Source organism: Mesorhizobium sp. RSR565B, assembly GCF_054719465.1.
In genome coordinates, this window is the sequence record NZ_JBTTIE010000001.1 from 3,452,618 (window position 1) to 3,477,280 (window position 24,663).

Here is a 24,663-nt window from a genome sequence, read left to right on the forward strand (position 1 = left end):
CTAAGATCTGGAAAAGGCCGGCCTCTGCTTGGCCTTGAAGGCGCTCACGCCGGCTTTGAGGTCGCCGGTCAGCGCAACGAAGCCGCTGGCGAGCGCCTCGGTGGCGGCCGCACTTTCCTCGCCTTCGGCGACTGCGATCATCAGCTTGGCGGCTTCGGTTGCGAGCGGCCCGCGCCCGGCGATTTTTTCGGCCCAAGTCCTGGCCTCTGCCAGCGCCTGGCCGGTCTCGACCACGCGGTCAACGACGCCGAGGGCAAGCGCGTCGGAGGCGGCAAAGAGCTCGCCGCCGAGTGCCATGCGGCGCACGATCTGGGCCCCAAAGCGGCGCACGGCGCGCTGCGTGCCGGACCAACCGGGGACGACGCCGATCGATGTCTCGGGGAAGCCGAGCTTCACCTGCGTTTCGGCGACACGGAAGTCGCAGGCGACCGCCAGCTCCAGCCCGCCACCCAGCGCATGGCCGGAAAGCACCGCGATGGTCGGCTGCCGCAGCCGCGCCAGTCGGTCGAAGACACGGTGGCCGTAGCGCACCCATTGCACCTGAAAGTCGGCAGCGCTCATTTGTGCCCAGGCCTCGACGTCGCCGCCGGCGCAAAAGCCTTTGCCTTCGCCGCGGATCAGCACGACGCGCACGCCTTCAGCCATTTCGGCTTCGTCGAGCGCTGTCTCGAGCGCGCGCAGCATCGGAATGTCCAGCGCGTTGAACTTCTCCGGCCGGCGCAGCGTGACGATGCCGATGGCGCCGTCCTGCTCGAAGGTGACGAGGCGCTCAGCCATGCGCGCCTCCGAGAGAAGCGCCACCATTCAGCGACAGGCCGATCGGCCGGTCCTGATAGAGAGCCGCCGGCGTGAACTTGAGATCGTTGGCGATGCCGAGCGGAATCTCTGACTGCGCCAGCACATCGCGTTCGAGGTCGATGCCGGGCGCCAGTTCCGTCACCATCAGACCGTCCGGCGTCAGCTTCATCACGCAGCGCTCGGTGACGTAGGTGATGTCCTGCCCTTGCGCGACGGCGCGCTTGCCGGAGAAGGAGATGTGTTCGACCTCGTTGACCACCTTCTTGACCTTGCCTTCTGCATCGATGCGGATGCCGCCATCGGCGAGCGACAGTTTTGCGCCGGCATTGAAGAAGCCGGAGAAGACGATCTTTTTCGCCCGTGCCGTGATGTCGACAAAGCCGCCGGCCCCGGCGGTGACATGTGGCCGGGCCGAGAGTTTCGACACGTTGACGGAGCCATGGCGGTCGATCTGCAAGAAGGAGAGCAGCGAGGCATCGAAGCCGCCGGCCTGGAAATAGATGAACTGGTGCGGCGAGGGCATGATCGCCTCGGCATTGGAAGCGCAGCCGAACTCGAAGTCGAGCAGCGGCACGCCGCCGACGGCGCCCTGCTCGATCACCCAGGTGACCTTGCCGTGCTGGCCTTCCTCGAGAAGGATACGCGGCACGTTTGCCGAGATGCCGAAGCCAATGTTGACCGCCATGCCGTCGCGCAATTCCATGGCGACGCGGCGCGCGATTACTTTCTGGACGTTCATCTCAGCGTTGCGGAAGCTGGACAACGGCCGGAAGATCTCGCCCGAAATCGCCGGGTCGTAAGGCGTCAACGTCGTCTGCAACTGGTCCGGCGCCACCACGATGTGGTCGACCAGGACGCCGGGCACGCGCACGTCATGCGGCTTCAGCGTGCCGTTCTCGACGACGCGCTTGACCTGCGCAATGACGATGCCGCCATTGTTGCGGGCGGCGAGCGCCTGTTCGAGGCCGCCCAAATAGGCGCCTTCATGCTCGTAAGTGAGGTTGCCGCGCTCGTCGGCGGTGGTGGCGCGGATGATCGAAATGTTGGGCACGATCGAGCGGAAATAGAGCCATTCCTCGCCGTCGAACTGCTGCACCGAGACGATCGGCTCGCTTGCAGCCGCGTTCATGGCGCAGCCCTGGTGGCGCGGGTCGGCAAAAGTGTCAAGGCCGACCTTGGTCAGCACGCCCGGCCGCTTGGCGGCGGCCTCGCGGTGCATGTCGAACAGGATGCCCGACGGCACATTGTAGGCGGCGACCGAATTGTCGCCGATCATCTTCCAGATCTGCGGCGGCTCGGACGAGGAGGGGCCCGAGGGATAGGAGCCGCAGAGCGTGCGCTTCAACAAACCGGGCTTGGCCAGATGGTCGATGCCCTTGATGCCATACATGTCGCCGGCGGCGATAGGGTGCAGCGTGGTGATATTTTTCGGATGGCCTTCCGCGTCGAAGCGCCCGCCGATGGCGGCGAGCACGGCGTCCGGGCAGCCGAGCCCGCTCGACGACGAGACCGACACGGTCATGCCGTCCTTGATGAGGTTGGCGGCCTGCTGAGCGGAGACGAGCTTGCTCACTTGGCGCTCCCGAGTTTCGGCTCGATGGCAACCGCCTTGCCGGATTTCCCGGACAGCAACGCTGCTTCGGCCGACGCCAGCGACCAGACGCCGTCCTCGCCGGTGGCGGAGGGCTGGCCTTCTCCACGCATGGCGGCATGGAACTGGCGCAGCGACCTGGCGTAGAGGTCTTCTCGGTCGAAGCTCAGTTCTTCCTCGCCTTTGGCGGTGCGTAGCAGCACCGAGCCGACTGGCTTCTGCGTCATCACATTTTTTGCGATCAGCGAACCTTCGGAACCATGCACCTCAAAGCCGGTATCGGCGAACTTGGTTGTGAAGCCTTCATGCGACTGGGCAATCAAACCGGACCTGAAGCGCCAGATGCACATGGCACCGTCTTCCAGCCCGCTGCCGGCCATGCCGGCCAACTGGGTGAAGGCCGAAATCTCGACCGGGTCGTCGCCGAGCACGAAGCGCAGCGTGTCGGCATCATGCACGGTGATGTCGAGCACCACGCCGCCGCCGGCCTCAGGCTTGGTAATGCGCCAGCCCTGCAGGTTTTCCGGCAAATAGACGGAATGGAAGACGCGCGCGGCAATCGGCTTGCCGATATGGCCGGCTGATATGGCGTCGCGCATGGCGCGGTGGGCGCCGGCATTGCGCAGATGATGATTGGTGCCAAGCACGACACCGGCTTCCTTGGCGGCGGCGACCATTGTGCGCGCGTCGGCGCTGTTCAGCGCCAGCGGCTTTTCGCACAGAACATGCTTTCCCGCGTCGATCGCGGCCAGCGCCTGTTCGAGATGCAGTTCATTGGTGGTCGAGATGTAGACGGCGTCGATGTCGGCGCTGAGCAGGTCATCGAGCGTCGAGACGGCAAGCGGGATGTTGTGTTCATCGGCATAGGTCTTGGCGCGCTCCGGGCTGGAGCTCATCACCGCTGATATTTCGCCACCCTCTTGCGCGCGAATGGCGTTGATCATGAACTGTTTGGCGATCGTGCTGGCGCCGATCAGTCCCCATTTGACGCTCATGCCGCGTCTCCCATTCCTGCTGATGTGTCCTGGGTGCCGCGATCGGGACCGCAGCTGTCCCTGACGACCAGATTGACGGCGCCGATATGGTCCTCGGCATGCGTGATGCGCGACTGGATCATCTTCAGCATGACGTGGGCGGCGCGTTCGCCGAGGCCGGGTGTGTCCACCGAGACGCTGGTCAGCGCCGGCATATAATGCTCGGCCTCGACCACGTCGTCGAAGCCGACGACGGCAAAGTCCGCGCCGGGCTCCAGCCCGCGCTTGCGCAGCGCCAGCATGACGCCGAAGGCGACGGCATCGTTGAAGCACAGTGCCGCCGTCGGCGGCTCGGCCATGGCAAGGGCGGTTTCCAGGCACGCGATGCCGCCCCTGCGGCTGGTCTCGCCTTCGACGACAAGCACGTCGCGCCTGGCAATGCCCAATGTTTCGCAAGCTTCACGAAAACCGCCCAGGCGCTCCTGATAGACGACCAGGTCGGAGGTGCCGCCGAAGAAGGCCAGCCGGCGATGGCCCTTGCCGATCAGATGGGCGGCGGCGAGATACGCGCCGCGATGGTTGTCAGGAGCGATCACCGGGATGCGGCTGTCCGGCAGGCGGCGCATGGCGAAGACGACCGGCACGCCCGCCATCTCGAGGCGACGGAAGGCGCCCGGCGTGGTGCCGCGTGCCGGTGACACGATCAGGCCTGCGACGCCCTGTTCCATCAGCGACTTCAGCACTTCTTCCTGGCGCACCGGGTTCTCCGCCGTGTTGGCGATGAAGGGCACGATGCCGGCCGACTGGAAGACGCGCTCCATGCCGACCGCCAGCTCGGCGAAAAAGGGGTTGGTGAGATCGTTGATGACCATGCCGATGACGTTGGAATGGGCTTTGCGCAGATTGGCGGCGCCGCGGTTGTAGACATAGCCGACATCCTCGATCGCCTTGCGAACCTTGACCGCGGTTTCAGGCCGGATCAGCCCTGAGCCTTGCAGCACAAGCGACACCGTCGATTTGGACACACCAGCCTCGCGGGCGATGTCCAGGATCGTTGCCTTGGCCCGGCTGGCCATGTCGGTGGTTTCCTCCGCTTAGATGGGCAAATCTATTGGAACGTTCTAATCACTCTGCCAACCGAGAGTCAATCGGGATTCTTGCGGAGGTCGAAAAGGTGATGAATGTGGTTCCTAGCAAGGACTCTTAGCCTTCTTGGCATTTGGACCGGTTCAATCGCCGCAATCATAAAGGTTCTTGATTTATTGGAACGTTCCATTTATAGGATGCCGAAAACGGAGGTTGCCATGGATATCACCCTGCCTACGCAGAATGGCGGCCGCGTCAGCTACAAGCTCGCGGGCAGTCCGGTCGAGCCCGTAATCGGTGCGGTTTTCCCGCGCATCGCCTATGCCGCGGCCCACGTCGTCGCCGATCCTTTCGCGATGACCGACCCCTGGTCGAAGCCTGCGGTCGATTGGGACAAGACGATGGCGTTTCGGCATCATTTGTGGCGGCTTGGCTTCCGCATCGCCGAGGCGATGGACACCTCCCAGCGCGGCATGGGTTTCGACTGGGCGAATGCGCAGGAATTGATCCGCCGCTCGATCGCCGAGGCGCGCAGCGTCGAAGGCGCAGACCTCTCCTCGGGCGCCGGCACCGATCATCTGGCGCCGGCCAATTCGAGATCACTCGAAGATGTGATCGCCGCCTATGAGGAGCAGTTCGCTTTCATTGAAGGCGAGGGCGGCAAGGCGATCATGATGGCCAGCCGGGCGCTGGCAGCGGTCGCAAAGGGTCCGGACGACTATATCAGGGTCTACGATCGCATCCTCAGCCAGGCATCCGGCAAGGTCATCCTGCACTGGCTGGGCGACATGTTCGATCCTGCACTGAAAGGTTATTGGGGCAGCGGCAATTTCGAGGCCGCGCTCGACACCGTCGTCGCCATCATCGAGCGCCATGCCGGCAAGGTCGAGGGGATAAAGATTTCCCTGCTCGATGCCGGCAAGGAAGTTGCCTTGCGCAACCGGTTGCCGGAAGGCGTCGTCATGTTCACCGGCGACGATTTCAACTATCCCGAACTGATTGCCGGCGACGGGAAGCGGCACTCGCACGCCTTGCTCGGCATATTCGACGCCATCGCGCCAGTCGCCAGTGCGGCGCTCGCGAAACTGGCTGACGGCGACCGCGCCGGATTTGACGCGCTGATGGCGCCGACAGTGCCGTTGTCGCGCAAGATCTTCGAGGCGCCGACGGAGTATTACAAGGCCGGCATCGTCTTCATGGCCTGGCTCAACGGCCATCAGGACCATTTCGCCATGGTCGGCGGCATGCAGTCGGCGCGCGGCATCCTGCACTATGCCGACATCTTCCGCCTTGCCGACCAGGCAGGGTTGCTCGCCGATCCCGAGCTTGCGCTGGCCAGGATGAAGCATTTCTGCGCGGTTGCAGGTGCCTGAGAACGACACAATCGCTGGCTGAACCTGTCCCCCGTATGGGGGATTTGCGTTCTCGCGCCAAATCTGTATTCGGTTGCCGGGATTGGATGCGGACGGAGCGGCAATGACGGAAAAAGTGGCGCTCATCACCGGGGTTACCGGGCAGGACGGGGCCTATCTCGCAGAATTGCTTCTGCAGAAGGGCTATATTGTCCATGGCGTCAAACGCCGCTCGTCCTCGTTCAACACCGAGCGCGTTGACGACATCTATGTCGATCCGCACGAGCGCGGTGCGCGTTTCTTCCTGCATTATGGCGACCTGACCGACGCGACCAACCTTATTCGCCTGGTGCAGGAGACACAGCCCGGCGAGATCTACAATCTCGGCGCCCAGAGTCATGTCCAGGTGAGTTTCGAGACGCCGGAATACACCGGCAATGCCGATGCGCTGGGAACACTCAGGCTGCTCGAGGCGATCCGCATCCTGCGCCTGGAGAAGTCGGTGCGCTTCTATCAGGCATCGACGTCGGAGCTTTACGGCAAGGCGCGCGAGGTCCCGCAAAGCGAGGCGACGCCCTTCCATCCGCGCTCGCCCTATGCCGCGGCCAAGCTTTACGCCTACTGGATCACGGTCAACTACCGCGAGGCTTACGGCATGTTCGCCGCCAACGGCATCCTGTTCAACCACGAAAGCCCGACACGCGGCGAGACCTTCGTCACCCGCAAGATTACGCGGGCCGTCGCCTCGATCCATCATGGCCTGCAGGACACGCTCTATCTCGGCAATCTCGACGCCAAGCGTGATTGGGGCCATGCGCGCGACTATGTGGAGGGCATGTGGCGCATTCTGCAGCACAGCGAAGCCGACGATTTCGTGCTGGCGACCGGCGAGGCGCATTCGGTGCGCGAATTCGTCGAACTGGCGTTTGCCGAGACCGGCCGCACCATCCGCTGGCAAGGCGAGGGTGTCGATGAAGTCGGTGTCGATGCCGGTTCGGGCACTGTCCTGGTGCGCATCGATCCGCGCTATTTCCGGCCGACCGAGGTCGACCTGCTGCTCGGCGACCCCGCCAAGGCCAAAGCCAGGCTGGGGTGGTCGCACACGACCGGCTTCAGGGATCTGGTGGCGGAAATGGTGCAGGCCGATCTGGCGCGCACCGCCGGCGGCACGCGGCAGAACAGCCGTTCTGCGTGAGGCAGGTTCATGGACGCGACATTTGATCTGAAAGGCAAGCGTGTCTTCGTCGCCGGGCATCGCGGCATGGTCGGTTCGGCCGTCGTGCGCCGGCTGGCGAGCGAGGACTGCGAGATACTCACCGTATCGCGCGACAGGCTCGACCTGCTCGACCAGGCAGGGGTGCGGCGCTGGATGGCCGAGCACAGGCCGGATGCGGTGGTGATGGCGGCCGCCAAAGTCGGCGGTATCCTGGCCAATGACCGGTTCCCTGTCGATTTCCTGCAGCAAAACCTGGTTATGCAGGGCAATGTCATTGACGGCGCCTTTCGCAGCGAGGTCGGCAAGCTTTTGTTTCTCGGCTCGTCCTGCATCTATCCAAAGCTCGCGCCGCAGCCGATCAGGGAAGACGCGCTGCTGACCGGTCCGCTCGAACCCACCAATGAATGGTATGCGATCGCCAAGATCGCCGGGCTCAAACTGTGCCAGGCCTATCGGCGCCAGCATGGCGTCGACTACATCTCGGCGATGCCGGCCAACCTTTACGGTCCTGGCGACAATTTCGATCTCCAGTCCAGCCATGTCGTGCCGGCCCTGATGCGAAAGGCGCATGCACTGGCGCTGAGCGGCGGCAACAGCCTCGAGGTCTGGGGCTCGGGCACGCCACGGCGTGAATTCCTGCATGTCGACGACGCCGCCGGTGCCTTGGTCTGGCTGTTGAAGAATTATGCCGGCGACAGCCACGTCAATGTCGGTTCGGGCGAGGATGTCACCATTGCCGAGCTTGCCCAGACCGTCGCATCGGTCGCCGGCGTCGAGGCTGATATCGCCTTCGATACGACCAAGGCAGATGGCACGCCGCGCAAGTTGATGGATGTTTCGCGGCTGTTTGCGACGGGATGGCGCCCGCGCTACGCGCTTCGCGATGGATTGGAACAGACATATGCGTGGTTTCTCAACCATATTGAGAAGGGTGATGTCCGCCTCGGCGCGGCCTGATTCCAATTTTCCTTGAACCATTTCGCTGCCGCCCGCGACCAGGCGGTGTGTAGCAAACACGGTCCATCAAGGAGAACGTCAATGTTTATCACTTCAAGAAACGCATTTCTCGCCGCCATCGCGGTTTCGGTGCTGGCAGGGTGTCAGACGGCACCGCCGAGGGAATGCGAGAAGACCAAGCCCGGTGTCACCTACAACGGCAAATGCTGCGGCATCGGCACACCGTGCCGTGAAGGCAACAACACCCCTCATGACAAGCCCGACAGGCCCGATCCGCGGCCACAGTGATCCGCGAGCCAGAAACGTCCCGGCACGTGCCGGGACGTTTCGTCCCCCGACAGGGTGGATTTACGGATCGGAAGGCCGCTACCCGGTTCCTTGCTGGCCGGCATTTTAATACGAAACGGGACGGCGGGGCAGTAGACGATGCGGTCGCGCAGATCGCGCGAAAACTTCCCGCCGGATCTGTACTTCAAGGGGCTGTTCGACTGTTCGAAGGGAAGGTCCCGGAGAAACTCAGATTTCGCTTTCCGTCGATGCGAAGGATGCTACTAAAAAAAATTCGAGATGCTCTTGAACTCATTTGGGGCGCCTCCTAATTCGATTTCCGCCAAGGCCATAAGGCTCGGCAAAAAATGGCGGCGCCGCACGGGGCGGCGTCCTTGTACCCATGTTGCTTCAAGGAGGATGTGGCTATGAGAACCTTTGATACCCTCTATCGGACCACCGTCGGTTTCGACCGGCTTTTCGACATGCTCGACAGCGGCACGCGTCCGGACTGGCCGCCCTATAACATCGAGAAGGTCGACGAGAACGATTACCGTATCTCGATGGCCATCGCAGGCTTCAGCCAAGATGAGGTTGAGCTGACCCAGCATGGACCCGAACTGGTCGTGGTAGGCCAGAAAGCTGATGATCAGAGCGGACGCCAGCTGCTGCACCAGGGCATTGCCTACCGCAGTTTCAGGCAGACGTTCAAGCTTGCCGACCACATGAAGATCAAGGCAGCCAAACTGGAGAATGGCCTCCTCTCGATCGACATTGTCCGCGAGATTCCCGAAGAGCTGAAGCCGCGCCGCATCAGCATCGGCGTGGGCGACACGCCAACGGCCGCCACTCAGATCACGCAAGACACGGACCGCGCGCGTAAAGCCGCGTAATCCTGTCGATCTGTCACACTTTGAACTGCGGGTCCGCCTCCCGGTTCCGGCCGGGAGGCTGTGATTGCGGAGAAACGAAGATGATCACTGCAGGACCTACTGGCGCGCCTCTGTCGCGCGCCTGCAGTTGGCCTGGACCGCGCAAACCATGAAACTCAATGGTTCGTTCAATTTGGAGGATCATATGAACGATCGGATGTTTGACAGCGCCGTTTTCGTGAAAAGCGGCGACAACCTTGTTCAGGAAATCACGTGTCTCGAGGACGCTCTGGAGTTCCTCTATGAATGGCCGAAGGACAGGCGCGGCCCCATTCACCAAACCGCATTGCGGGCCTGCCAGCGAGCTTTCGATAGCGATTATCCGCTTTCCGCAGCCAGAGACGCGTTCAGCGGTTTTGCGAAAGCAGCCAGAATCCTTGAGGAAGTATCCACGACAATGCCGTGGATGATGGGCAGAGGTGGCGAAGGCGGAGGAGTGACTGCCTAAAGCGCGTCGCGAAACGGATTCATGCGACACGCTTTAAGTCTTTGTTTTGATGCATGTCGTTGTCCCAGAACGGCGGCATACTTCTGGGTGACATGCATTAGGAAAGGAGGTCATGATGCTATCGAAACCTTTTGAAAAGCCAGTCCGGGTGTGGGTGGGATTGGGCTTTCCCCGCCAACTCAACACGGTCGCAGATGCCTATCAATTCGCAGCCGAATGGTGTGGCAACAGCCCGGAGCAGAGAGCTGCTATTCGCGCTTGCAAAGCCGCTCTGATTGGTGATGTGGAACCCGAGACAGCACGAGGCGTCTTCGTCGCGTTCGCTCGCAAGAAGGATATTCTTATGGAGGACGGCATCGAGCCTGCGCCTTCAAGGACGCTAAGCCCGCACCACGTCTAAAGCGCGTCGCGTTTGAACGGACTCAGACGACGCGTTTAGGTCTTTGTTTTTATGCATGTCGTCGTCTCAAAACCGGGGCCACTTTTGAGCGCCATGCATTAGAATGTCCACAAACACGAGGCGGCTGCCACAAGCGGTGGCCGCCTTACCGGCTAAGTCGTCGAAGGGGTGCGCCAAAAACGGGCTTGGCTAAGTTATTGAAAGGATGGTGGGCGTGACAGGGATTGAACCTGTGACCCCTGCAATGTCAATGCAGTGCTCTCCCGCTGAGCTACACGCCCATCCGAAGCCGCGCATACACCATTTTTGGTCCAGCGCGTCAATAGCCGGAAAGGGAAAGAAAGGCTCGTTTTGTCGCGCCGCCGACGAAGCGGCGAGATCACACTGTGCGTGCTTCAGGCGGCCTGCAGCATTTTTTCGACCTCGTTGACGAGATCGCGCAGGTGGAAGGGCTTGGACAGCACCTTGGCGTCTTTCGGCGCCTTGGAATCGGGGTTGAGCGCGACGGCCGCGAAACCGGTGATGAACATCACCTTCAGGTCGGGATCGATCTCGGTGGCGCGGCGGGCGAGTTCGATGCCGTCCATCTCCGGCATGACGATATCGGTCAGCAGCAGGGAGAAAGGTTCTTCGCGCAGCCGCTCGTAGGCGCTGGCGCCATTGTCAAAATCGCTGACGTGGTAGCCGGCCCGCTCCAGTGCCTTGACCAGGAACCGGCGCATGTCGTCGTCGTCTTCCGCCAGCAGAATGCGTGCCATCTTGTCCCGTCCGAATCACCCCAGCCAAGCCTGCCGTCCGGCAAGCCCGTTAACCATCCTGTATATGAGGAGCTGACGGTAAACATCAAGTGAACGTTGGCGGCATTAATCCTGATTTGACGGGGTTCCTGACATGCCGAAATGCTGGACATGCGGCCGATGAGGTGGCAGTTTCCCATCATGATGCATTGCTGTTTCCGGGTTCGTTCAAATTGACGACGGCAGCCGAAGATTTTTCGGTCGTTCCACCCTTCGAAATCCGATCGGGCGCCGAGCAGCGCGTTCCCTTCGTCTTCAACTCACCGCATAGCGGCCGCTATTATCCAGACCGCTTCCTGGCCATGGCGCGGCTCGACCGGAACGCCATCCGCCGCTCCGAGGATTGCTATGTCGACGAGCTGTTCGGCAGCGCGGTGGCGCTGGGCGCGCCGATGCTGGCGGCGAATTTTCCGCGCGCCTATCTCGACGTCAACCGCGAACCCTGGGAACTCGACCCGCGCATGTTCGCCGAGCCGGTGCCGTCCTTCTGCAACATCCGCTCGGCGCGCGTCGCCGGCGGGCTCGGCACCGTGCCCAAGCTGGTGGGCGAGGGGCTCGACATCTATTCCGGCCGTCTGCCGCTGGCGGAGGCCGTCCAGCGCATAGAGGTGGTCTACAAACCCTATCACGAGACGCTGAAGCGGCTTTTGACCAGAACCCATGCCAGGTTCGGCTATGCCGTGCTGATCGACTGCCATTCGATGCCGGCGAGCATCAGGGTGGGCGACAGCGGCCTGCGGCCGGATTTCATCGTCGGCGACCGTTTCGGCATCTCGGCCACGGCGGCCCTGACCGAGACGGCGATCGGCCTGCTCATCGGCATGGGCTACACCGTCGCGCACAACAAACCCTATGCAGGCGGCTTCATCACCGAGCATTACGGCCGGCCGGCGCGCCATCTGCATGCGCTGCAGATCGAGGTCAATCGCGGCCTCTACATGAATGAGCGGACGTTCCAGAAATCGGCCGGCTTCGATGCGCTGGCCGACGATATGGCGCGCTTTTCGGCCGACCTGATGGCGATGCCCGACCACCACTTCGTCGACCTGCCGCTGGCCGCCGAATGACGCCGGAGCGGCGGCTGTTCATGCAATCCCGCGCTGGCCATCCCGCAGCGTAAAAAAAGACCGCATCGTTTGCACGACACGGTCGAAGTCTAGGGAGGAAACGCCCAAGGAGGGCATGGACAGGAAAACCTGTCCGAGAACAAATTTATTGTGCGATGCACAAATGTCAATCGATCCCACGCTTTTTTAATTCACTCTGATGTGAAAATGCGTTTCGATGGTCCCGATGTGTGACATTTCAGCAACGCTGATGTCTCTGATAAATCGATAAACCGGCTTGTTTTGGCGGGAAAGTGCCGGCAGACCGGGTTGGCACTCTGTAATGCGGGAGAATCACGTGGACATCAGCATCGATTTCATGCGCCGGATCGCGCAAGCGGCGGCGGCTGAAACCTTGCCGCGTTTCCGCGCACAGGGCGCCGTGGCCAACAAGGAAAAAGGCAGTTTCGACCCGGTCACCGAGGCCGACCGCGAGGCCGAGCGCGCCATTCGGGCGCTGATCTCGGCTGAGTATCCCGATCACGGTATCCTTGGCGAAGAACATGGCAGCGAAAACATCTCCTCAAGGCATGTCTGGGTGATCGATCCGATCGATGGTACCCGCGCCTTCATCTCAGGCCTGCCGGTGTGGGGAACGCTGGTCGGGTTGACGGTCGACGGTGACGCCGTCGCCGGCATGATGGCGCAGCCGTTCACCGGCGAGCTGTTCTACGCCAACGCTTCCGGCTCCCACTACGAAGGCCCCGGTGGGCCGCGGAAGCTGTCGACCCGCAAGAGGACGAAGCTTGACGAGGCGACCTTGTTCACCACCACGCCGGCGCTTTTCAAGGGCGAGGCGCGCACCCGCTACGACGCGTTCGAGGAACAGATCCAGCTCGCCCGCTACGGCGCCGATTGCTACGCCTTTGCCATGATTGCCTCGGGCAGCGTCGACATCGTCGCCGATCCCGGATTGAAACCCTACGACATCGTGGCGCTGATCCCGATCATCGAAAAGGCCGGCGGCGTCGTCACCACATTCGAGGGCGGTCCGGCGGAAAAGGGCGGCGACATCCTGGCCGCCGCAACGCCGGAGCTTCATGCGGCTGCAATGGCAGCCCTGCGGGGCTGATAGTCGACCCGATCAGCGCGGCTTGATCGAGCGCTGGAATTCCGCCGGCGTTCGCCCGTAGACCTGCCTGAACGCGGAGCTGAAATGGCTGTGGCTGGAGAAGCCGAGGTCCAGGCCGAGCGTGGTCAGATTGTCGTAGCGGCCAAGCAGGTCGAGCGCGCGCGCCAGCCGCAGGCGCAGATGGTAGCGATAGAGCGGCATCGCCTCGACCTGCTGGAAAACCTGCGTGAGATAAACCGGTGATACCCCGACTTCAGCGGCGATCTCGGCCAGCGTCCAGCGCCGCGAAAGATCCGAGGACAGGACGAGCTTGGCGCGATCGACCAGCTTCTGCCGGCCAGCGCTGGCGCCGGCGGCATGCGAGGTGCTCTCGCCGAGGGAGCGCCGCACCAGCGTCAGCGCCAGGGTTTCGGCCTCCAGCGTTTCGGCAATGTTGCGGCTCAGGCTGTAGCGCAGCACCGCCACCAGCGCCTGAGCCCGCGGGTCGATGCGGCGGCGCTGACGACGAAACGCCACGGCGCTGCCCGAGCGCAACTGCTCCTTCGGCGTCAGCTCCTGCAGTTGCGCCTCCTCGACAACGAGATCGAGGCAGGAATCGCCACCCTCGACGGGATGGCTGATCCGGTAGCCTTCGGCGTTGTTGAAGAACAACAACTGGTTGGCTTCGGCGACCGCATCGTTGCGGCCGACATGGCGCACGAAGACGCCGCGATAGGGAAACACAAGATGCGTGGCAGCGGTGCACTCTTCTTCGCTCTTGTGCCGGCATTCGCCGCTGCAGAGGACATCCCTCACCCTGACGGTGCCGGTGTCCAGAAGCGTCTGTACCGTGAACTGCGACATGGTGAGCTGAGACATGGCCGTTGCGTTCTACCCTTGCGCCGAAAGCTGCTCCGGCACATTAGGCGATTGGCTTGTCCAAACCTGTCAGGAGACTTCACCTGTCGGGCCCTTCGTACGGCCATGGCTCAGTCCCACAAACGGCGCATGTATTCGCAGTGAGCTTGGCTGCGCGACAGGCCGATGTCCTTGAGCTGTTCGTCGGTCATTTCGAGCAAGGCAAGGCGGCTTCGGCGCCTTTCCAGTTGACGGCCGATCCAGTTGGCCGCCGCGATGCCTTGTGTCCGCAAGGACCGCCGGAACGTCGCGGTTTGAGTTGTCGGCTGATGTGCGAGGCATTGCGCCGCCGCTGCATGATCGGGGCGCATCGCTCAGGCTTCCCCGTTGCCGGCCACTGATGCGCCGGCCACTGATGCGCCGGCTTCGTTCAGCGCAATCGCGCATTCCTCACAGCAGACCTCGACGGTCTTGCCGCCGACCTTGACGCGGATCGGATTGGCGTCCAGCTGGCAATCGCAGGCAGCGCAGGTTTTCTCGGTCATGACGTCATCTCCTTGGCGTTCGGTTCGACACGGAGAGATGAGCATTCCGGGGCGGCACCGGCTGTCAGAATCTTTAGCTCTTTGTGTGCTGCCGACGCTGCTCCTGACAGAAGGCTGTCAGCAGGCGCAAGCTCAAGGCGCCGCAACATGCAGCGCCGGTGGCATCAGGCTGTGGGGTCGTCGTTGCCGGGTATGAAGGCGTCGAAGGCGGCGAGCAACTGCTCGCGATAGACATCGGCCTCCTGCAGGATCTCGTGTTTCGAGCCATCGATCATCAGCAGCGAGCCGAGGCGCAGACGCCTGGCGTAGGCTTCCACGGCCTTGGTCGAGACGACCTGATCGGCGCCGGCGGCGATCATCAGCAGCGGCACCTGGATCCTGGCCATGAAGTCGGGCTCGCTGATGGCTTCGCCTGCCTTGATTGCCGCCTGCAGCCAGCGGATCGTCGGCCCGCCGAGCGCCAGTTGCGGATAGTGCTCGTAGATTTTCGTGTTGCGCTGATAGCGCCCGGGGTCCGATGTCACCTTGTTGAGGGCGAAGGGCAGGGTTTCCCTGGGACGCGGACCCCAGGCGGCGTAGAGCCGACCGAAGCCGAGAAAGCACAATACCGAGCAGACGCGGCGCGCCATTTTTGCCGACACGGGCGAGTCGGGCACCGTCAGGAAAGGCGCAATCAGCACCATTCGACGCACCCGGTTGACCATCGACGGCGCCGCGAGCAGCGCGATCACGGCGCCCATCGAATGGGCGAGGATGTAATACGGGCCGCGGCAGTCGGGCAGCACGATGTCCTCGAAGAACTGTTCGAGGTCGCCGGTGTAATCGTAGAAGGAGCGGACATAGCCGCGTTGCGGGTCGGCGATCAGCCGGTCGGAATCGCCCTGGCCGCGCCAGTCGAGCGTGGCGACGCCGAGGCCGCGGTCGGTCAGGTTGCGGATGGTTTCGAAATACTTCTCGATGCACTCGTTGCGGCCGGGCAGCAGCACGACGGTGCCTTTCAGCGGCCGGGTGACCGCGGCAAACAGGCCGTAGCGGATCTTCTTGCCGTCGCGCGTGGTGAAAAAGCCGCCGGCGACATTTTGCGGCGGCGGATTGCCTGGCGTGGGATGGAAGAGATCCGTCATTAGGCGCTTGCGTCTTCGTGGTGTCTCACCCGGCAGGGCGTCGGCATGGTGATAGACGCCAATGGATGAAAAGCAAAGGGAGGACGCCAAGGGGGCGGACGAACGACAAGCAAGGCCGGAAGCAGCCTGCGGCGGCGTGCTTCCGGCCTCTGTCGATCCGGGAGGAAGGGACGTTACACCCGGTCGGCCTCGTCGCGGCGCTTTCATCCGGCGCCGCCTGGTTCTTTATCCTGGGGGCACTCTAGCGCCGGCCGGCTGAACGGGCGCCGAAGCAGCGGTTCATCTGCCGTTCATCGACGCCTCGATTGGCGCTCTTCAAAAATCCTTGAAATGCGCTTTTGCGCTCCCCAAATGTCGGATGCAGCCGCCGATGTCGGGGCTGCTGGTCCACCCGAAACGCCTTTCCAGGGTTTCGCACCGGCCACACGCAAACATGTTGCTCAACAGGAGAACACCTCATGCGTCACGTTGATTTTTCCCCGCTCTATCGCTCGACCGTCGGCTTCGACCGCCTGTTCACCATGCTCGACTCGCTGGCCCAGCCCGATGGCGCGCAGACCTATCCGCCCTACAACATCGAGCGCACCGGCGAGGACGCCTATCGCATCTCGATGGCGGTTGCCGGCTTCTCGGACGAAGAGATTTCGATCGAAGCCCACCGCAACGTGCTGACCGTCAAGGGTGAGCGCAAGGAAGAGGGCAATGGCGAAGGCTCCGAGCTGCTCTACCGCGGCATTGCCTCGCGTTCGTTCGAGCGCCGCTTCCAGCTTGCCGACCATGTCGAGGTCGTCGGCGCCACCCTGAAGAACGGCCTGCTTTTCGTCGACCTTAAGCGCAACATCCCCGAGGAGCTGAAGCCGCGCAAGATCGCGATTACCGCCTCTTCGGCCAACGCCAAGCAGATCGAGGCCAAGAACGCCGCGTGATCAAGACGGCGGCGTCACAACGCCCAAGGTTGAAAGCGTCTCCTCCCGAGACGAAAGCGGCGCCGCGAGGCGCCGCTTTTTTTCGCCGCAGCCTCTGTCACCCCAACCGAAGAGTTCTGGCTCTTTTGCGGCGGGCGCCGTCTTCCCATGAAGGGCGATGTCTGATCTTTCGGCTGATTTTTCCCTGGCCCTAACGGCAACCATTGCGGTGACCTTCCTGCTGGCCGGCATCGTCAAGGGCGTTACCGGTATGGGACTGCCGACGTTGGCGATGGGGCTGCTGGGCACAATCATGCCGCCGGTCGCCGCGGCTTCGCTGCTGATCGTGCCGTCCTTCGTCACCAATATCTGGCAGCTGTTTGCCGGCCCGAGCTTCGGATGGATCCTCAGGCGGCTGTGGCTGATGATGGTCGGCATCGTCGCCGGCACGCTGGCCGGCTCATGGCTGCTGGCCAGCGGCAATGTCAAATGGACGACGGCCGGCCTCGGGGCGGCGCTGATCGTCTATGCCGTCTATACGCTGCTGGCGCGGCAGTTGACGGTTCCCGCGTCAGCCGAGCGCTGGTCGTCGCCCATCGTCGGTTTCCTTACCGGCATCGTCACCGGCGGCACCGGCGTGTTCGTCGTGCCCGCTGTACCTTACATTCAGGCGCTGGGCTTGAGCCGTGGCGATCTGATCCAGGCGCTCGGCCTGTCCTTCACCGTGTCGACGATCGCGCTCGCTGCCGGCCTTGCCTCGCACGGCGCGTTCCAGGTCGGGCATGTCGCCATGTCGTCGCTGGCGGTTGCGCCGGCCTTGCTCGGCATGTGGCTCGGACAGTTGCTCCGGCAGCGGATCAGCCCGGCGACCTTCCGGCGCTGGTTTCTTGTTTTCCTGATCTTGCTTGGCCTCGAGCTTTTGGCGCGGCCTTTCCTTGCTTAGCGATCGGTGCCGGTTGCGAGAACGGCCTCGACGTTTTGCCGGTGGACGGGCTCGTACAGCGCGAAGTACTCGACCGCGCCCGTGGCGAATATGTCGGCGCCGCAGGTTTTCAGATCCTGCTTCGCAAGATCAGGCTCACGCCGGCAGCGAAGCAGTTTTTGAACGTAGGCTTGCGTCGCGGCGATGAGGCCTTTGTCGTAGCCGCCTCGCTCAATCGCTTCGAGCGAGCCGTGATTGGGCAAGATGCGGTCTATCGACCAGCCGGCCATGCGTTCGAGATCGACCAGATGTTGCGCCAGCCGATCCGCCTCGCTGACATAGGTGATCGGATCCTCGAGCGTGTCGCCCGCCAGGAGCAGGCCGGTTTCGGGCATGAACAGCACCGTGCCGTCATGGCTGTGGATTTCGACCTGACGCAGTTCGACGGCGATCGATCCAACGGCGAGGTCAAGACTGCCTGCGAAGGTCCTGTTCGGCAGCACGAGAGGCTTGATCGGTGGAACACCGCTTTCGATCTCAGCCCGGTTGTTCGCGAGCGCCGAGGCGGTGAGCGTGTTGGCGATAATCTCGCAATCCTGAAACACCTCATTGCCGGCAATATGATCGTCATGCCAGTGGCTGAGCACGACCCGGATCGATGTTGCGCCCATGGCTTCGAGCGTCTGCCTGATGAAGCGCGCGTGAGGCAGCGAAATATGCGTGTCGTAGACAAGCGCCTGCGAACCATCGACGATCGCATAGGTGCAGATGCCGAGGGCATAGGCGCCGTCGTCCAGCCAGTTCGGCTCGTCCGACCAGGCGCGAACGCCGTCAACGCGGCCATCGTAGAAGCCGAGCACGTTTGGCGCCGGGCGAACCAGCCGCATGGTTGAGCCGAGAGGTGGCTTTGTCATTGGCGCGGTCTCGCGGGTTCAGGCGATCATCTGGCCGAAGCGATCGACCTCATCTGAAGTCGTGGCAAAGCTCGTGACGAAGCGATAGAGCAACTCGTCGTCGCCGACATGGCCGTCGAAGCCGCGCGGCCTGTGCCAGTCGTAAAAGGCGGCGCCGACGGATTGCAGCCTTTCGGCTTCCGCCTTTTTCATCACCGCGAACACCTCGTTGGCCTGCGGCAACCAGGCGAGCTTAGCCGTTGCCGAATCCTCGATCGCAGCCGCCAGGCGCGCGGCCATGGCATTGGCATGACGGGCCATGTCCAGCCACAGGCCGTCCGTGAAGTAGGCGTCGAACTGCGCTGCGATGAAGCGCGACTTGGAGAACAGCTGTGCGGCGCGCTTGCGCAGGAAGGACAGCTCCTTGGCGCGGTCTAGATCGAACAGCACCACCGCTTCGGCGCACCAGCAGCCGTTCTTGGTGCCGCCGAACGAGACGATATCGACGCCGCGCTTCCAGGTCATTTCGGCCGGCGTCGTCTCAAGCGCGACCAATGCGTTGGCAAAACGGGCGCCGTCCATATGCAGCGGCAGGGAAAAGCGTTTGGCGATCTCCGAAATGGTGGAAATGTCGTCGAGCCCGTACACTGTGCCGACTTCGGTCGATTGGGTGATCGAGACGGCCGTCGGGCGTCCCCAATGGACGATTTCGGGTGCGAAACGGGCGACGGCGCGTTCAAGATTGTGCGGATCGATCTTGCCCAGGGCGCCGTCGACAGCATGGAGACGCGAGCCGCCGCTGAAATATTCCGGCGCGCCGCATTCGTCCTCGATGATGTGCGATTCGCGGTGCGCAAAGGAAATGCCGCCGGGCTTGTTGTAAGCGGCCAGGGACAGCGAGTTGGCCGCCGTGCCGGTAGCGACGAAGAACACCGCGACCTCGCGTTCGAAGATCTCGCTGAAACGCTGGTAGACGGCCCGGTCGAGATCGCCATCGCTATAGGCGGTCGAAAAGCCGCCAGCATTGGCTGACAGCCCGGCGGCAATGTTGGAATGGACGCCCGCCCAGTTGTCGGATGCAAAGAACATCAGGAAAGTCCCTGTCTGGTTGAGAAAGTCTGGTTGCGACAAGAGCGCGACCATGGCCGTTTCGGGGTTTGACGCGCAAGGGCCAAGGGCTGAAAAAGCGGTAAAGCCAAAGGCGATCACGAAGGAGTGCCGGGACCGAAATTTCGTTTCGACGTCGCCTGACGTAATTTTCAGTCGCCAAACATCCAAGAATTTGGTGAATCGGTCTTGTGTGCGCCCAGGATTTCTGCCATAAAAATTTAGGACAGTAGTGCTGTCTTATTTTGTCGCACAAGTCAGGCTGGATTGGCGTATATTTGGGCCACTCCGGCCGTTGCCGCGAGCGACGGGTAGACGGCTCGGCTGTGGCCTGTACGATACCGGATACGAACCGGCGGTGCACCGCACGGTCCGCCAAGGATTTCGAAAAGACGTGCCGCAAGAATGAGAGCGGAAGCCAGTCGCTTCCCAAGGTAGACCAGCGCCCCAAATGCTAGACGTGCAAGGGGCCGGAACGGAGGACAGGACGATGACGGAACTGACGCCATCTGCGATTATCGGCCAGGCCGCGCAGACGAAAGCGGCAGCCGTTAAAAATATCGTTCTGACCAAAGAAGGCCAGACCACCAACGGCCTGACCACCAATGGCATGGCCGCGCAGGGTCTCTATGATCCGCGCAACGAGCATGACGCGTGCGGCGTCGGCTTCATCGTCAACATGAAGAACGTGAAGTCGCACCAGATCGTCAAGGACGGGCTCTTCGTGCTCGAAAACCTGACGCATCGCGGCGCTGTCGGCGCCGATCCGCTGATGGGCGACGGCGCCGGCGTGCTGGTGCAGGTTCCCGATCATTTCTTCCGCGAAGAGATGGCGGCCCAGGGCGTCGAACTGCCGGCGGCAGGCCAATACGGCGTCGGCCACTGGTTCATGCCGCAGGATGCGGCACTGCGCGCCCATATCGAAGAGATCATCGCCGAGTCGGCGCAGTCAGAAGGGCTGCCGCTGCTCGGCTTTCGCGACGTGCCGGTCGACAATTCATCGCTGTCGAAGGCGCCCGATATTGCGGCCTCCGAACCGTTCCATCGCCAGGTCTTCATCGGCCGCACATCGGACATTCCAGATGACGAGGAATACGAGGCCAGGCTGTACCTGCTGCGCAAGGTGATTTCCGGCCGCATCTACGCCGAGAACAACAACAAGGATATCGGCGCCTACTGTGTGTCGCTATCGGCGCGCACCATTGTCTACAAGGGCATGTTCCTGGCCTACCAGGTCGGCGCCTATTACAAGGATTTGTCGGATCCGCGTTTCGAGACCGCGCTGATCCTCGTCCACCAGCGCTTCTCGACCAACACCTTCCCGTCATGGAAGCTCGCGCACCCCTACCGCATGGTCGCGCATAATGGCGAGATCAACACGGTGCGCGGCAACAACAACTGGATGGCGGCGCGCCAGGCCTCGGTCGATTCCGAACTGTTCGGCAACAACATCTCGAAGCTGTGGCCGATCTCCTATGACGGCCAGTCCGACACGGCGTGCTTCGACAATGCGCTCGAATTCCTGTTCCAGGGCGGCTACAGCCTCAGCCACGCCATGATGATGCTGATCCCGGAAGCCTGGGCCGGCAACAAGCTGATGGATGCCGACCGCAAGGCTTTCTACGAATACCACGCAGCCCTTATGGAGCCGTGGGACGGGCCGGCCGCGGTCGCCTTCACCGACGGTCGCCAGATCGGCGCCACGCTCGACCGCAACGGTCTGCGCCCGGCGCGCTACATCGTCACCGACGACGACCGCGTCATCATGGCGTCAGAGGCCGGCGTGCTGCCGGTGCCGGAGGAGAGGATCGTCAAGAAGTGGCGGCTGCAGCCCGGCCGCATGCTTCTGATCGACCTCGCCAAGGGCCGCATCATTTCCGACGAGGAGATCAAGTCGGAGATCGCCACCAGGCATCCCTACAAGACCTGGCTCAACAACACGCAGCTGATCCTGGAGGATCTGAAGCCGGTCGAGCCGCGCGCGCTGCGCAAGGATGTCAGCCTGCTCGATCGCCAGCAGGCGTTCGGCTACAGCCAGGAAGACACCAAGCTGCTGATGTCGCCGATGGCGACCACCGGCCAGGAAGCGGTGGGTTCGATGGGCACGGACACGCCGATCTCGGCGATGTCGGACAAGTCGAAGCTGCTCTACACCTACTTCAAGCAGAATTTCGCCCAGGTCACCAACCCGCCGATCGACCCGATCCGCGAGGAACTGGTGATGAGCCTGGTGTCCTTCATCGGGCCGCGGCCGAACATCTTCGACCTGGTTGGCAATTCGCGCCGCAAGCGGCTCGAAGTGCGCCAGCCGATCCTGACCAATGGCGATCTGGAAAAGATCCGCTCGATCGGCCACACAGAGGACCGTTTCGACACCAAGACCATCGACATCACCTACGGGTCGAGCGAGGGCGCGGCCGGCATGCAGGGCGCCGTCGAGCGTCTGTGCGAGCGCGCCGAGGCGGCCGTTGCCGGCGGCTACAACATCATCATCCTGTCCGACCGCCAGGTCGGTCCCGACCGTATCGCCATTCCGGCACTGCTGGCGACGGCTGCGGTGCACCATCACCTGATCCGCAAGGGTCTGCGCACCGCGGTCGGCCTGGTCGTCGAATCCGGCGAGCCGCGCGAAGTGCATCATTTCTGCTGTCTCGCCGGCTACGGCGCCGAGGCGATCAACCCCTACCTTGCCTTCGATACGCTGCTCGACATGCACAAGCGTGGCGAACTGCCGGCGGAGGTCGACGCCTACGAGGTGGTCTCGCGCTACATCAAGTCGATCGGCAAGGGCATCCTCAAGGTGATGTCGAAGATGGGCATCTCCACCTACCAGTCCTATTGCGGCGCGCAGATATTCGACGCCATCGGGCTGAAGTCGGATTTCGTCGACAAGTACTTCACCGGCACAGCGACGCTGATCGAAGGTGTCGGCCTGGACGAGGTCGCGGCTGAGACGCTCAGCCGCCACACCGACGGTTTCGGCAACGATCCGGTGCTGCGCAACAGCCTCGAGGTCGGCGGCGAGTACATGTACCGCATGCGCGGCGAAGCCCATATGTGGTCGCCCGACGCCGTCGCCACCTTGCAGCACGCCGTGCGCCAGGGCTCGTGGGAGACGTTCAAGGAGTATTCCGCGCAGATCGACAGCGAGACGGCCCGTGCCCAGACCATACGCGGCCTGTTCAGGATCAAGCTTGCGGAAGAGACCGGCCGCAAGAAGGTGGCGATAGAGGACGTGATGTCGGCGGCCGATATCGTCAAGCGCTTCTCGACAGGGGCGATGTCGTTCGGCTCGATCTCGCGCGAGGCACACACGACGCTGGCGCGCGCCATGAACCAGATCGGCGGCAAGTCGAACACCGGCGAGGGCGGCGAAGAGGCCGACCGCTATCTGCCGCTGCCCGGCGGCGGCAAGAACCCCGAACGTTCGGCGATCAAGCAGGTCGCCTCGGGGCGGTTTGGCGTCACCGCCGAGTATCTCGTCAATTCCGATGTCATGCAGATCAAGGTCGCGCAGGGCGCCAAGCCCGGTGAGGGCGGCCAGCTGCCCGGCCACAAGGTCGACGCGACCATTGCGAAGGTCCGGCACTCGACGCCCGGCGTCGGCCTGATCTCGCCGCCGCCGCATCACGACATCTATTCGATCGAGGATCTGGCGCAGCTGATTTACGATCTGAAGAACGTCAACCCGGCGGCCGACGTCTCGGTAAAGCTGGTGTCGGAAGTCGGTGTCGGTACGGTTGCGGCGGGCGTCGCCAAGGCGCGCGCCGACCACATCACCATCTCCGGCTATGATGGCGGCACCGGCGCGTCGCCGCTGACCTCGCTCAAGCATGCCGGCAGTCCATGGGAAATGGGCCTTGCCGAGACGCACCAGACGCTGGTGCTGAACGGGCTGCGCTCGCGCGTTGCACTGCAGGTCGATGGTGGCTTGCGCACGGGGCGCGACGTCATCATCGGTGCGCTGCTCGGTGCCGACGAGTTCGGCTTCTCGACCGCGCCGCTGATCGCGGCCGGCTGCATCATGATGCGCAAGTGCCACTTGAACACCTGCCCGGTCGGCGTCGCGACGCAGGATCCGGTTCTGCGCAAGCGTTTCAAGGGCACGCCCGAGCATGTCATCAACTTCTTCTTCTATGTTGCGGAAGAGGTGAGGGGGCTGCTGGCCGAGATGGGCTACACCCATATCGACCAGATCATCGGCGACAGCGACCTGCTGGAAAAGCGCGAGATGATCCAGCATTGGAAGGCGCGTGGGCTCGATTTCGGCAAGATGTTCTTCAAGCCGGACGCGCCGCATGAGGCGGTGCACTGGACCGAACGGCAGAAACACCCGATCGACGATGTACTCGATCGCAAGCTGATCGAACTGGCGAAGCCCGCGCTCGAAAGCAAGCAGCCGGTCAAGATCGAGGTCGACATCCGCAATGTCGATCGCTCCACGGGCGCCATGCTGTCGGGCGAAGTCGCCAAGCGCTTCAGGCACAAGGGCCTGCGCGAGGACACGATCCAGGTGAAGCTGACCGGCACCGCCGGCCAGTCGTTCGGCGCCTTCCTGGCGCGCGGCATCTCGTTCGATCTCGTCGGTGCGGCCAACGACTATGTCGGCAAGGGCCTGTCGGGCGGACGCATCGTCATCCGGCCGCCGGAGGAGTCCAGGATCGTCGCGGCGGAATCGATCATCGTCGGCAACACCGTCCTCTATGGCGCGACCGAGGGCGAGGCCTATTTCGCAGGTGTCGCCGGCGAGCGCTTCGCGGTGCGCAATTCGGGCGTCGCCGCCGTCGTTGAAGGCGTCGGCGATCATGGCTGCGAATACATGACCGGCGGCATCGTCGTCGTCATCGGCCAGACCGGTCGCAACTTCGCTGCCGGCATGTCGGGCGGCGTGGCCTATGTTCTGGATGAGGCCGGCGATTTCGCCGCGCGCTGCAACATGGCGATGGTCGAGCTGGAGCCGGTTCCGGAAGAAGACGATCTGATGGAAAGGCTGCTGCATCATGGCGGTGACCTCGACCACAAGGGTCGCGTCGACGTCTCGGGCGACATGACCACCCATGACGAGGAACGGCTTTACCAGCTTATCTCGAACCACGTCCATTTCACCGGTTCGGTACGCGGCCGCGAGATACTCGACGACTGGACGACCTTCCGGCCGAAATTCCGCAAGATCATGCCGGTCGAATACCGCCGCGCGCTGATCGAGATGGAGCGCATGCGCATGGGCGTGGCGGCGGAATAGGTTTTTCGACTTGCCGGGAGGCGCAGGCTTCCCGGCGGAACTTTCAGCGACAGTTTGACCTCGGATGCAAGGTTGCCACGGCTGCCTCAAGG

23 protein-coding genes and 1 tRNA gene are annotated in these 24,663 nt (G+C 62.9%); 12 read left to right on the forward strand and 12 right to left on the reverse strand.

The genetic code is table 11. The features are described 5' to 3' along the window. From ACYG9R_RS16830 to ACYG9R_RS16845, 4 genes are read right to left on the reverse strand one after another with little or no spacing between them, the layout of a single operon-like run. Positions 1 to 777, reverse strand: coding sequence for an enoyl-CoA hydratase/isomerase family protein (locus tag ACYG9R_RS16830; protein WP_023683222.1), 777 nt, complete (start codon positions 775 to 777; stop codon positions 1 to 3). Next, the gene (locus ACYG9R_RS16835) at positions 770 to 2,371 is read right to left on the reverse strand and encodes an acyl CoA:acetate/3-ketoacid CoA transferase (protein ID WP_023825185.1); all 1,602 of its coding nucleotides are present in this window, start codon (positions 2,369 to 2,371) and stop codon (positions 770 to 772) included. Before ACYG9R_RS16835 ends, ACYG9R_RS16830 begins: the two co-directional genes overlap by 8 nt. Then, positions 2,368 to 3,384: a Gfo/Idh/MocA family protein gene (locus ACYG9R_RS16840; RefSeq protein WP_023820638.1), complete on the reverse strand. Its 1,017-nt coding sequence runs from the start codon at positions 3,382 to 3,384 to the stop codon at positions 2,368 to 2,370. The genes ACYG9R_RS16835 and ACYG9R_RS16840 overlap by 4 nt, the downstream gene beginning before the upstream one ends. Further along, positions 3,381 to 4,439, reverse strand: a complete 1,059-nt coding sequence (locus ACYG9R_RS16845; RefSeq protein WP_023725194.1) for a LacI family DNA-binding transcriptional regulator — start codon at positions 4,437 to 4,439, stop codon at positions 3,381 to 3,383. The genes ACYG9R_RS16840 and ACYG9R_RS16845 overlap by 4 nt, the downstream gene beginning before the upstream one ends. Before the next feature lie 228 nt (positions 4,440 to 4,667). On the opposite strand from ACYG9R_RS16845, the gene ACYG9R_RS16850 reads away from it, so the two are divergent. The 7 genes from ACYG9R_RS16850 (at position 4,668) to ACYG9R_RS16880 (ending at position 10,021) form a co-directional block, all read left to right on the forward strand. After that, positions 4,668 to 5,822: a dihydrodipicolinate synthase family protein gene (locus ACYG9R_RS16850; RefSeq protein WP_023725193.1), complete on the forward strand. Its 1,155-nt coding sequence runs from the start codon at positions 4,668 to 4,670 to the stop codon at positions 5,820 to 5,822. 103 nt (positions 5,823 to 5,925) lie between these two features. Further along, on the forward strand, positions 5,926 to 6,996 hold the full coding sequence (gmd, locus tag ACYG9R_RS16855; protein WP_023701025.1) for a GDP-mannose 4,6-dehydratase: 1,071 nt from the start codon (positions 5,926 to 5,928) through the stop codon (positions 6,994 to 6,996). A 9-nt stretch (positions 6,997 to 7,005) separates the two neighbouring features. Then, positions 7,006 to 7,974 carry a GDP-L-fucose synthase gene (fcl, locus tag ACYG9R_RS16860; RefSeq protein WP_023701026.1) on the forward strand — a complete coding sequence of 323 codons (969 nt, stop codon included), beginning with the start codon at positions 7,006 to 7,008 and terminating at the stop codon, positions 7,972 to 7,974. A gap of 81 nt (positions 7,975 to 8,055) precedes the next feature. Next, on the forward strand, positions 8,056 to 8,262 hold the full coding sequence (locus ACYG9R_RS16865) for a hypothetical protein (protein WP_023710933.1): 207 nt from the start codon (positions 8,056 to 8,058) through the stop codon (positions 8,260 to 8,262). 407 nt (positions 8,263 to 8,669) lie between these two features. Beyond that, positions 8,670 to 9,134 (forward strand): Hsp20 family protein, encoded by a 465-nt coding sequence (locus ACYG9R_RS16870; RefSeq protein ID WP_023671192.1) that lies wholly within the window; start codon positions 8,670 to 8,672, stop codon positions 9,132 to 9,134. A 64-nt stretch (positions 9,135 to 9,198) separates the two neighbouring features. Next, a complete protein-coding gene (locus tag ACYG9R_RS16875; RefSeq protein ID WP_306413578.1) occupies positions 9,199 to 9,621 on the forward strand; it encodes a DUF982 domain-containing protein in 423 nt (140 codons plus the stop codon). Positions 9,622 to 9,733: 112 nt separating this feature from the next. Then, entirely contained in the window at positions 9,734 to 10,021 is a 288-nt protein-coding gene (locus tag ACYG9R_RS16880; RefSeq protein ID WP_245260022.1) for a DUF982 domain-containing protein, read from the forward strand. A gap of 206 nt (positions 10,022 to 10,227) precedes the next feature. Here the strand turns inward: ACYG9R_RS16880 and ACYG9R_RS16885 are convergent. Together ACYG9R_RS16885 and cpdR are read right to left on the reverse strand one after the other, a co-directional pair. After that, a tRNA-Val gene (locus ACYG9R_RS16885) sits at positions 10,228 to 10,302 on the reverse strand. Positions 10,303 to 10,416: 114 nt separating this feature from the next. Next, positions 10,417 to 10,779: a cell cycle two-component system response regulator CpdR gene (cpdR, locus tag ACYG9R_RS16890; RefSeq protein WP_023671195.1), complete on the reverse strand. Its 363-nt coding sequence runs from the start codon at positions 10,777 to 10,779 to the stop codon at positions 10,417 to 10,419. A 164-nt stretch (positions 10,780 to 10,943) separates the two neighbouring features. Here cpdR and ACYG9R_RS16895 point away from each other — a divergent pair, with 164 nt between their 5' ends. Further along, on the forward strand, positions 10,944 to 11,885 hold the full coding sequence (locus ACYG9R_RS16895; RefSeq protein WP_023683232.1) for an N-formylglutamate amidohydrolase: 942 nt from the start codon (positions 10,944 to 10,946) through the stop codon (positions 11,883 to 11,885). A 337-nt stretch (positions 11,886 to 12,222) separates the two neighbouring features. Next, positions 12,223 to 12,996 (forward strand): histidinol-phosphatase, encoded by a 774-nt coding sequence (gene hisN / locus ACYG9R_RS16900; RefSeq protein ID WP_023683233.1) that lies wholly within the window; start codon positions 12,223 to 12,225, stop codon positions 12,994 to 12,996. 12 nt (positions 12,997 to 13,008) lie between these two features. Here the strand turns inward: hisN and ACYG9R_RS16905 are convergent, their stop codons facing one another. From ACYG9R_RS16905 to ACYG9R_RS16920, 4 genes are all read right to left on the reverse strand, one after another. After that, on the reverse strand, positions 13,009 to 13,839 hold the full coding sequence (locus ACYG9R_RS16905) for a helix-turn-helix domain-containing protein (RefSeq protein WP_023683234.1): 831 nt from the start codon (positions 13,837 to 13,839) through the stop codon (positions 13,009 to 13,011). Between the two features lie 125 nt (positions 13,840 to 13,964). After that, a complete protein-coding gene (locus tag ACYG9R_RS16910) occupies positions 13,965 to 14,204 on the reverse strand; it encodes a DUF1127 domain-containing protein (RefSeq protein ID WP_023683235.1) in 240 nt (79 codons plus the stop codon). A gap of 3 nt (positions 14,205 to 14,207) precedes the next feature. After that, on the reverse strand, positions 14,208 to 14,378 hold the full coding sequence (locus ACYG9R_RS16915) for a hypothetical protein (RefSeq protein WP_023683236.1): 171 nt from the start codon (positions 14,376 to 14,378) through the stop codon (positions 14,208 to 14,210). 164 nt (positions 14,379 to 14,542) lie between these two features. After that, positions 14,543 to 15,502: an alpha/beta fold hydrolase gene (locus ACYG9R_RS16920; protein ID WP_023683237.1), complete on the reverse strand. Its 960-nt coding sequence runs from the start codon at positions 15,500 to 15,502 to the stop codon at positions 14,543 to 14,545. A 458-nt stretch (positions 15,503 to 15,960) separates the two neighbouring features. On the opposite strand from ACYG9R_RS16920, the gene ACYG9R_RS16925 reads away from it, so the two are divergent. Beyond that, positions 15,961 to 16,428 (forward strand): Hsp20 family protein, encoded by a 468-nt coding sequence (locus tag ACYG9R_RS16925; protein WP_023671202.1) that lies wholly within the window; start codon positions 15,961 to 15,963, stop codon positions 16,426 to 16,428. Positions 16,429 to 16,585: 157 nt separating this feature from the next. Next, the gene (locus ACYG9R_RS16930) at positions 16,586 to 17,350 is read left to right on the forward strand and encodes a sulfite exporter TauE/SafE family protein (RefSeq protein ID WP_023823285.1); all 765 of its coding nucleotides are present in this window, start codon (positions 16,586 to 16,588) and stop codon (positions 17,348 to 17,350) included. Here the strand turns inward: ACYG9R_RS16930 and ACYG9R_RS16935 are convergent. After that, positions 17,347 to 18,243 carry an MBL fold metallo-hydrolase gene (locus ACYG9R_RS16935; protein ID WP_023823286.1) on the reverse strand — a complete coding sequence of 299 codons (897 nt, stop codon included), beginning with the start codon at positions 18,241 to 18,243 and terminating at the stop codon, positions 17,347 to 17,349. The two genes, ACYG9R_RS16930 and ACYG9R_RS16935, sit on opposite strands and share 4 nt — an antisense overlap. Before the next feature lie 18 nt (positions 18,244 to 18,261). Next, positions 18,262 to 19,311, reverse strand: a complete 1,050-nt coding sequence (locus tag ACYG9R_RS16940) for a threonine aldolase family protein (RefSeq protein ID WP_023823287.1) — start codon at positions 19,309 to 19,311, stop codon at positions 18,262 to 18,264. 508 nt (positions 19,312 to 19,819) lie between these two features. Between ACYG9R_RS16940 and gltB the strand changes: the two genes are divergently transcribed. After that, positions 19,820 to 24,571 carry a glutamate synthase large subunit gene (gene gltB / locus ACYG9R_RS16945; RefSeq protein WP_023823288.1) on the forward strand — a complete coding sequence of 1,584 codons (4,752 nt, stop codon included), beginning with the start codon at positions 19,820 to 19,822 and terminating at the stop codon, positions 24,569 to 24,571. Positions 24,572 to 24,663 lie beyond the last annotated feature (92 nt).

Bases quoted from the DNA above. Each gene is read 5' to 3' on its own strand.
- ACYG9R_RS16830 (WP_023683222.1), bottom strand. From the start codon at position 777: ATGGCTGAGCGCCTCGTCACCTTCGAGCAGGACGGCGCCATCGGCATC.
- ACYG9R_RS16840 (WP_023820638.1), bottom strand. From the start codon at position 3,384: ATGAGCGTCAAATGGGGACTGATCGGCGCCAGCACGATCGCCAAACAG.
- ACYG9R_RS16845 (WP_023725194.1), bottom strand. From the start codon at position 4,439: ATGGCCAGCCGGGCCAAGGCAACGATCCTGGACATCGCCCGCGAGGCT.
- ACYG9R_RS16850 (WP_023725193.1), top strand. From the start codon at position 4,668: ATGGATATCACCCTGCCTACGCAGAATGGCGGCCGCGTCAGCTACAAG.
- gmd (WP_023701025.1), top strand. From the start codon at position 5,926: ATGACGGAAAAAGTGGCGCTCATCACCGGGGTTACCGGGCAGGACGGG.
- fcl (WP_023701026.1), top strand. From the start codon at position 7,006: ATGGACGCGACATTTGATCTGAAAGGCAAGCGTGTCTTCGTCGCCGGG.
- ACYG9R_RS16865 (WP_023710933.1), top strand. From the start codon at position 8,056: ATGTTTATCACTTCAAGAAACGCATTTCTCGCCGCCATCGCGGTTTCG.
- ACYG9R_RS16870 (WP_023671192.1), top strand. From the start codon at position 8,670: ATGAGAACCTTTGATACCCTCTATCGGACCACCGTCGGTTTCGACCGG.
- ACYG9R_RS16880 (WP_245260022.1), top strand. From the start codon at position 9,734: ATGATGCTATCGAAACCTTTTGAAAAGCCAGTCCGGGTGTGGGTGGGA.
- cpdR (WP_023671195.1), bottom strand. From the start codon at position 10,779: ATGGCACGCATTCTGCTGGCGGAAGACGACGACGACATGCGCCGGTTC.
- ACYG9R_RS16905 (WP_023683234.1), bottom strand. From the start codon at position 13,839: ATGTCGCAGTTCACGGTACAGACGCTTCTGGACACCGGCACCGTCAGG.
- ACYG9R_RS16910 (WP_023683235.1), bottom strand. From the start codon at position 14,204: ATGCGCCCCGATCATGCAGCGGCGGCGCAATGCCTCGCACATCAGCCG.
- ACYG9R_RS16915 (WP_023683236.1), bottom strand. From the start codon at position 14,378: ATGACCGAGAAAACCTGCGCTGCCTGCGATTGCCAGCTGGACGCCAAT.
- ACYG9R_RS16920 (WP_023683237.1), bottom strand. From the start codon at position 15,502: ATGACGGATCTCTTCCATCCCACGCCAGGCAATCCGCCGCCGCAAAAT.
- ACYG9R_RS16925 (WP_023671202.1), top strand. From the start codon at position 15,961: ATGCGTCACGTTGATTTTTCCCCGCTCTATCGCTCGACCGTCGGCTTC.
- ACYG9R_RS16930 (WP_023823285.1), top strand. From the start codon at position 16,586: ATGTCTGATCTTTCGGCTGATTTTTCCCTGGCCCTAACGGCAACCATT.
- ACYG9R_RS16935 (WP_023823286.1), bottom strand. From the start codon at position 18,243: ATGACAAAGCCACCTCTCGGCTCAACCATGCGGCTGGTTCGCCCGGCG.
- ACYG9R_RS16940 (WP_023823287.1), bottom strand. From the start codon at position 19,311: ATGTTCTTTGCATCCGACAACTGGGCGGGCGTCCATTCCAACATTGCC.
- gltB (WP_023823288.1), top strand. From the start codon at position 19,820: ATGACGGAACTGACGCCATCTGCGATTATCGGCCAGGCCGCGCAGACG.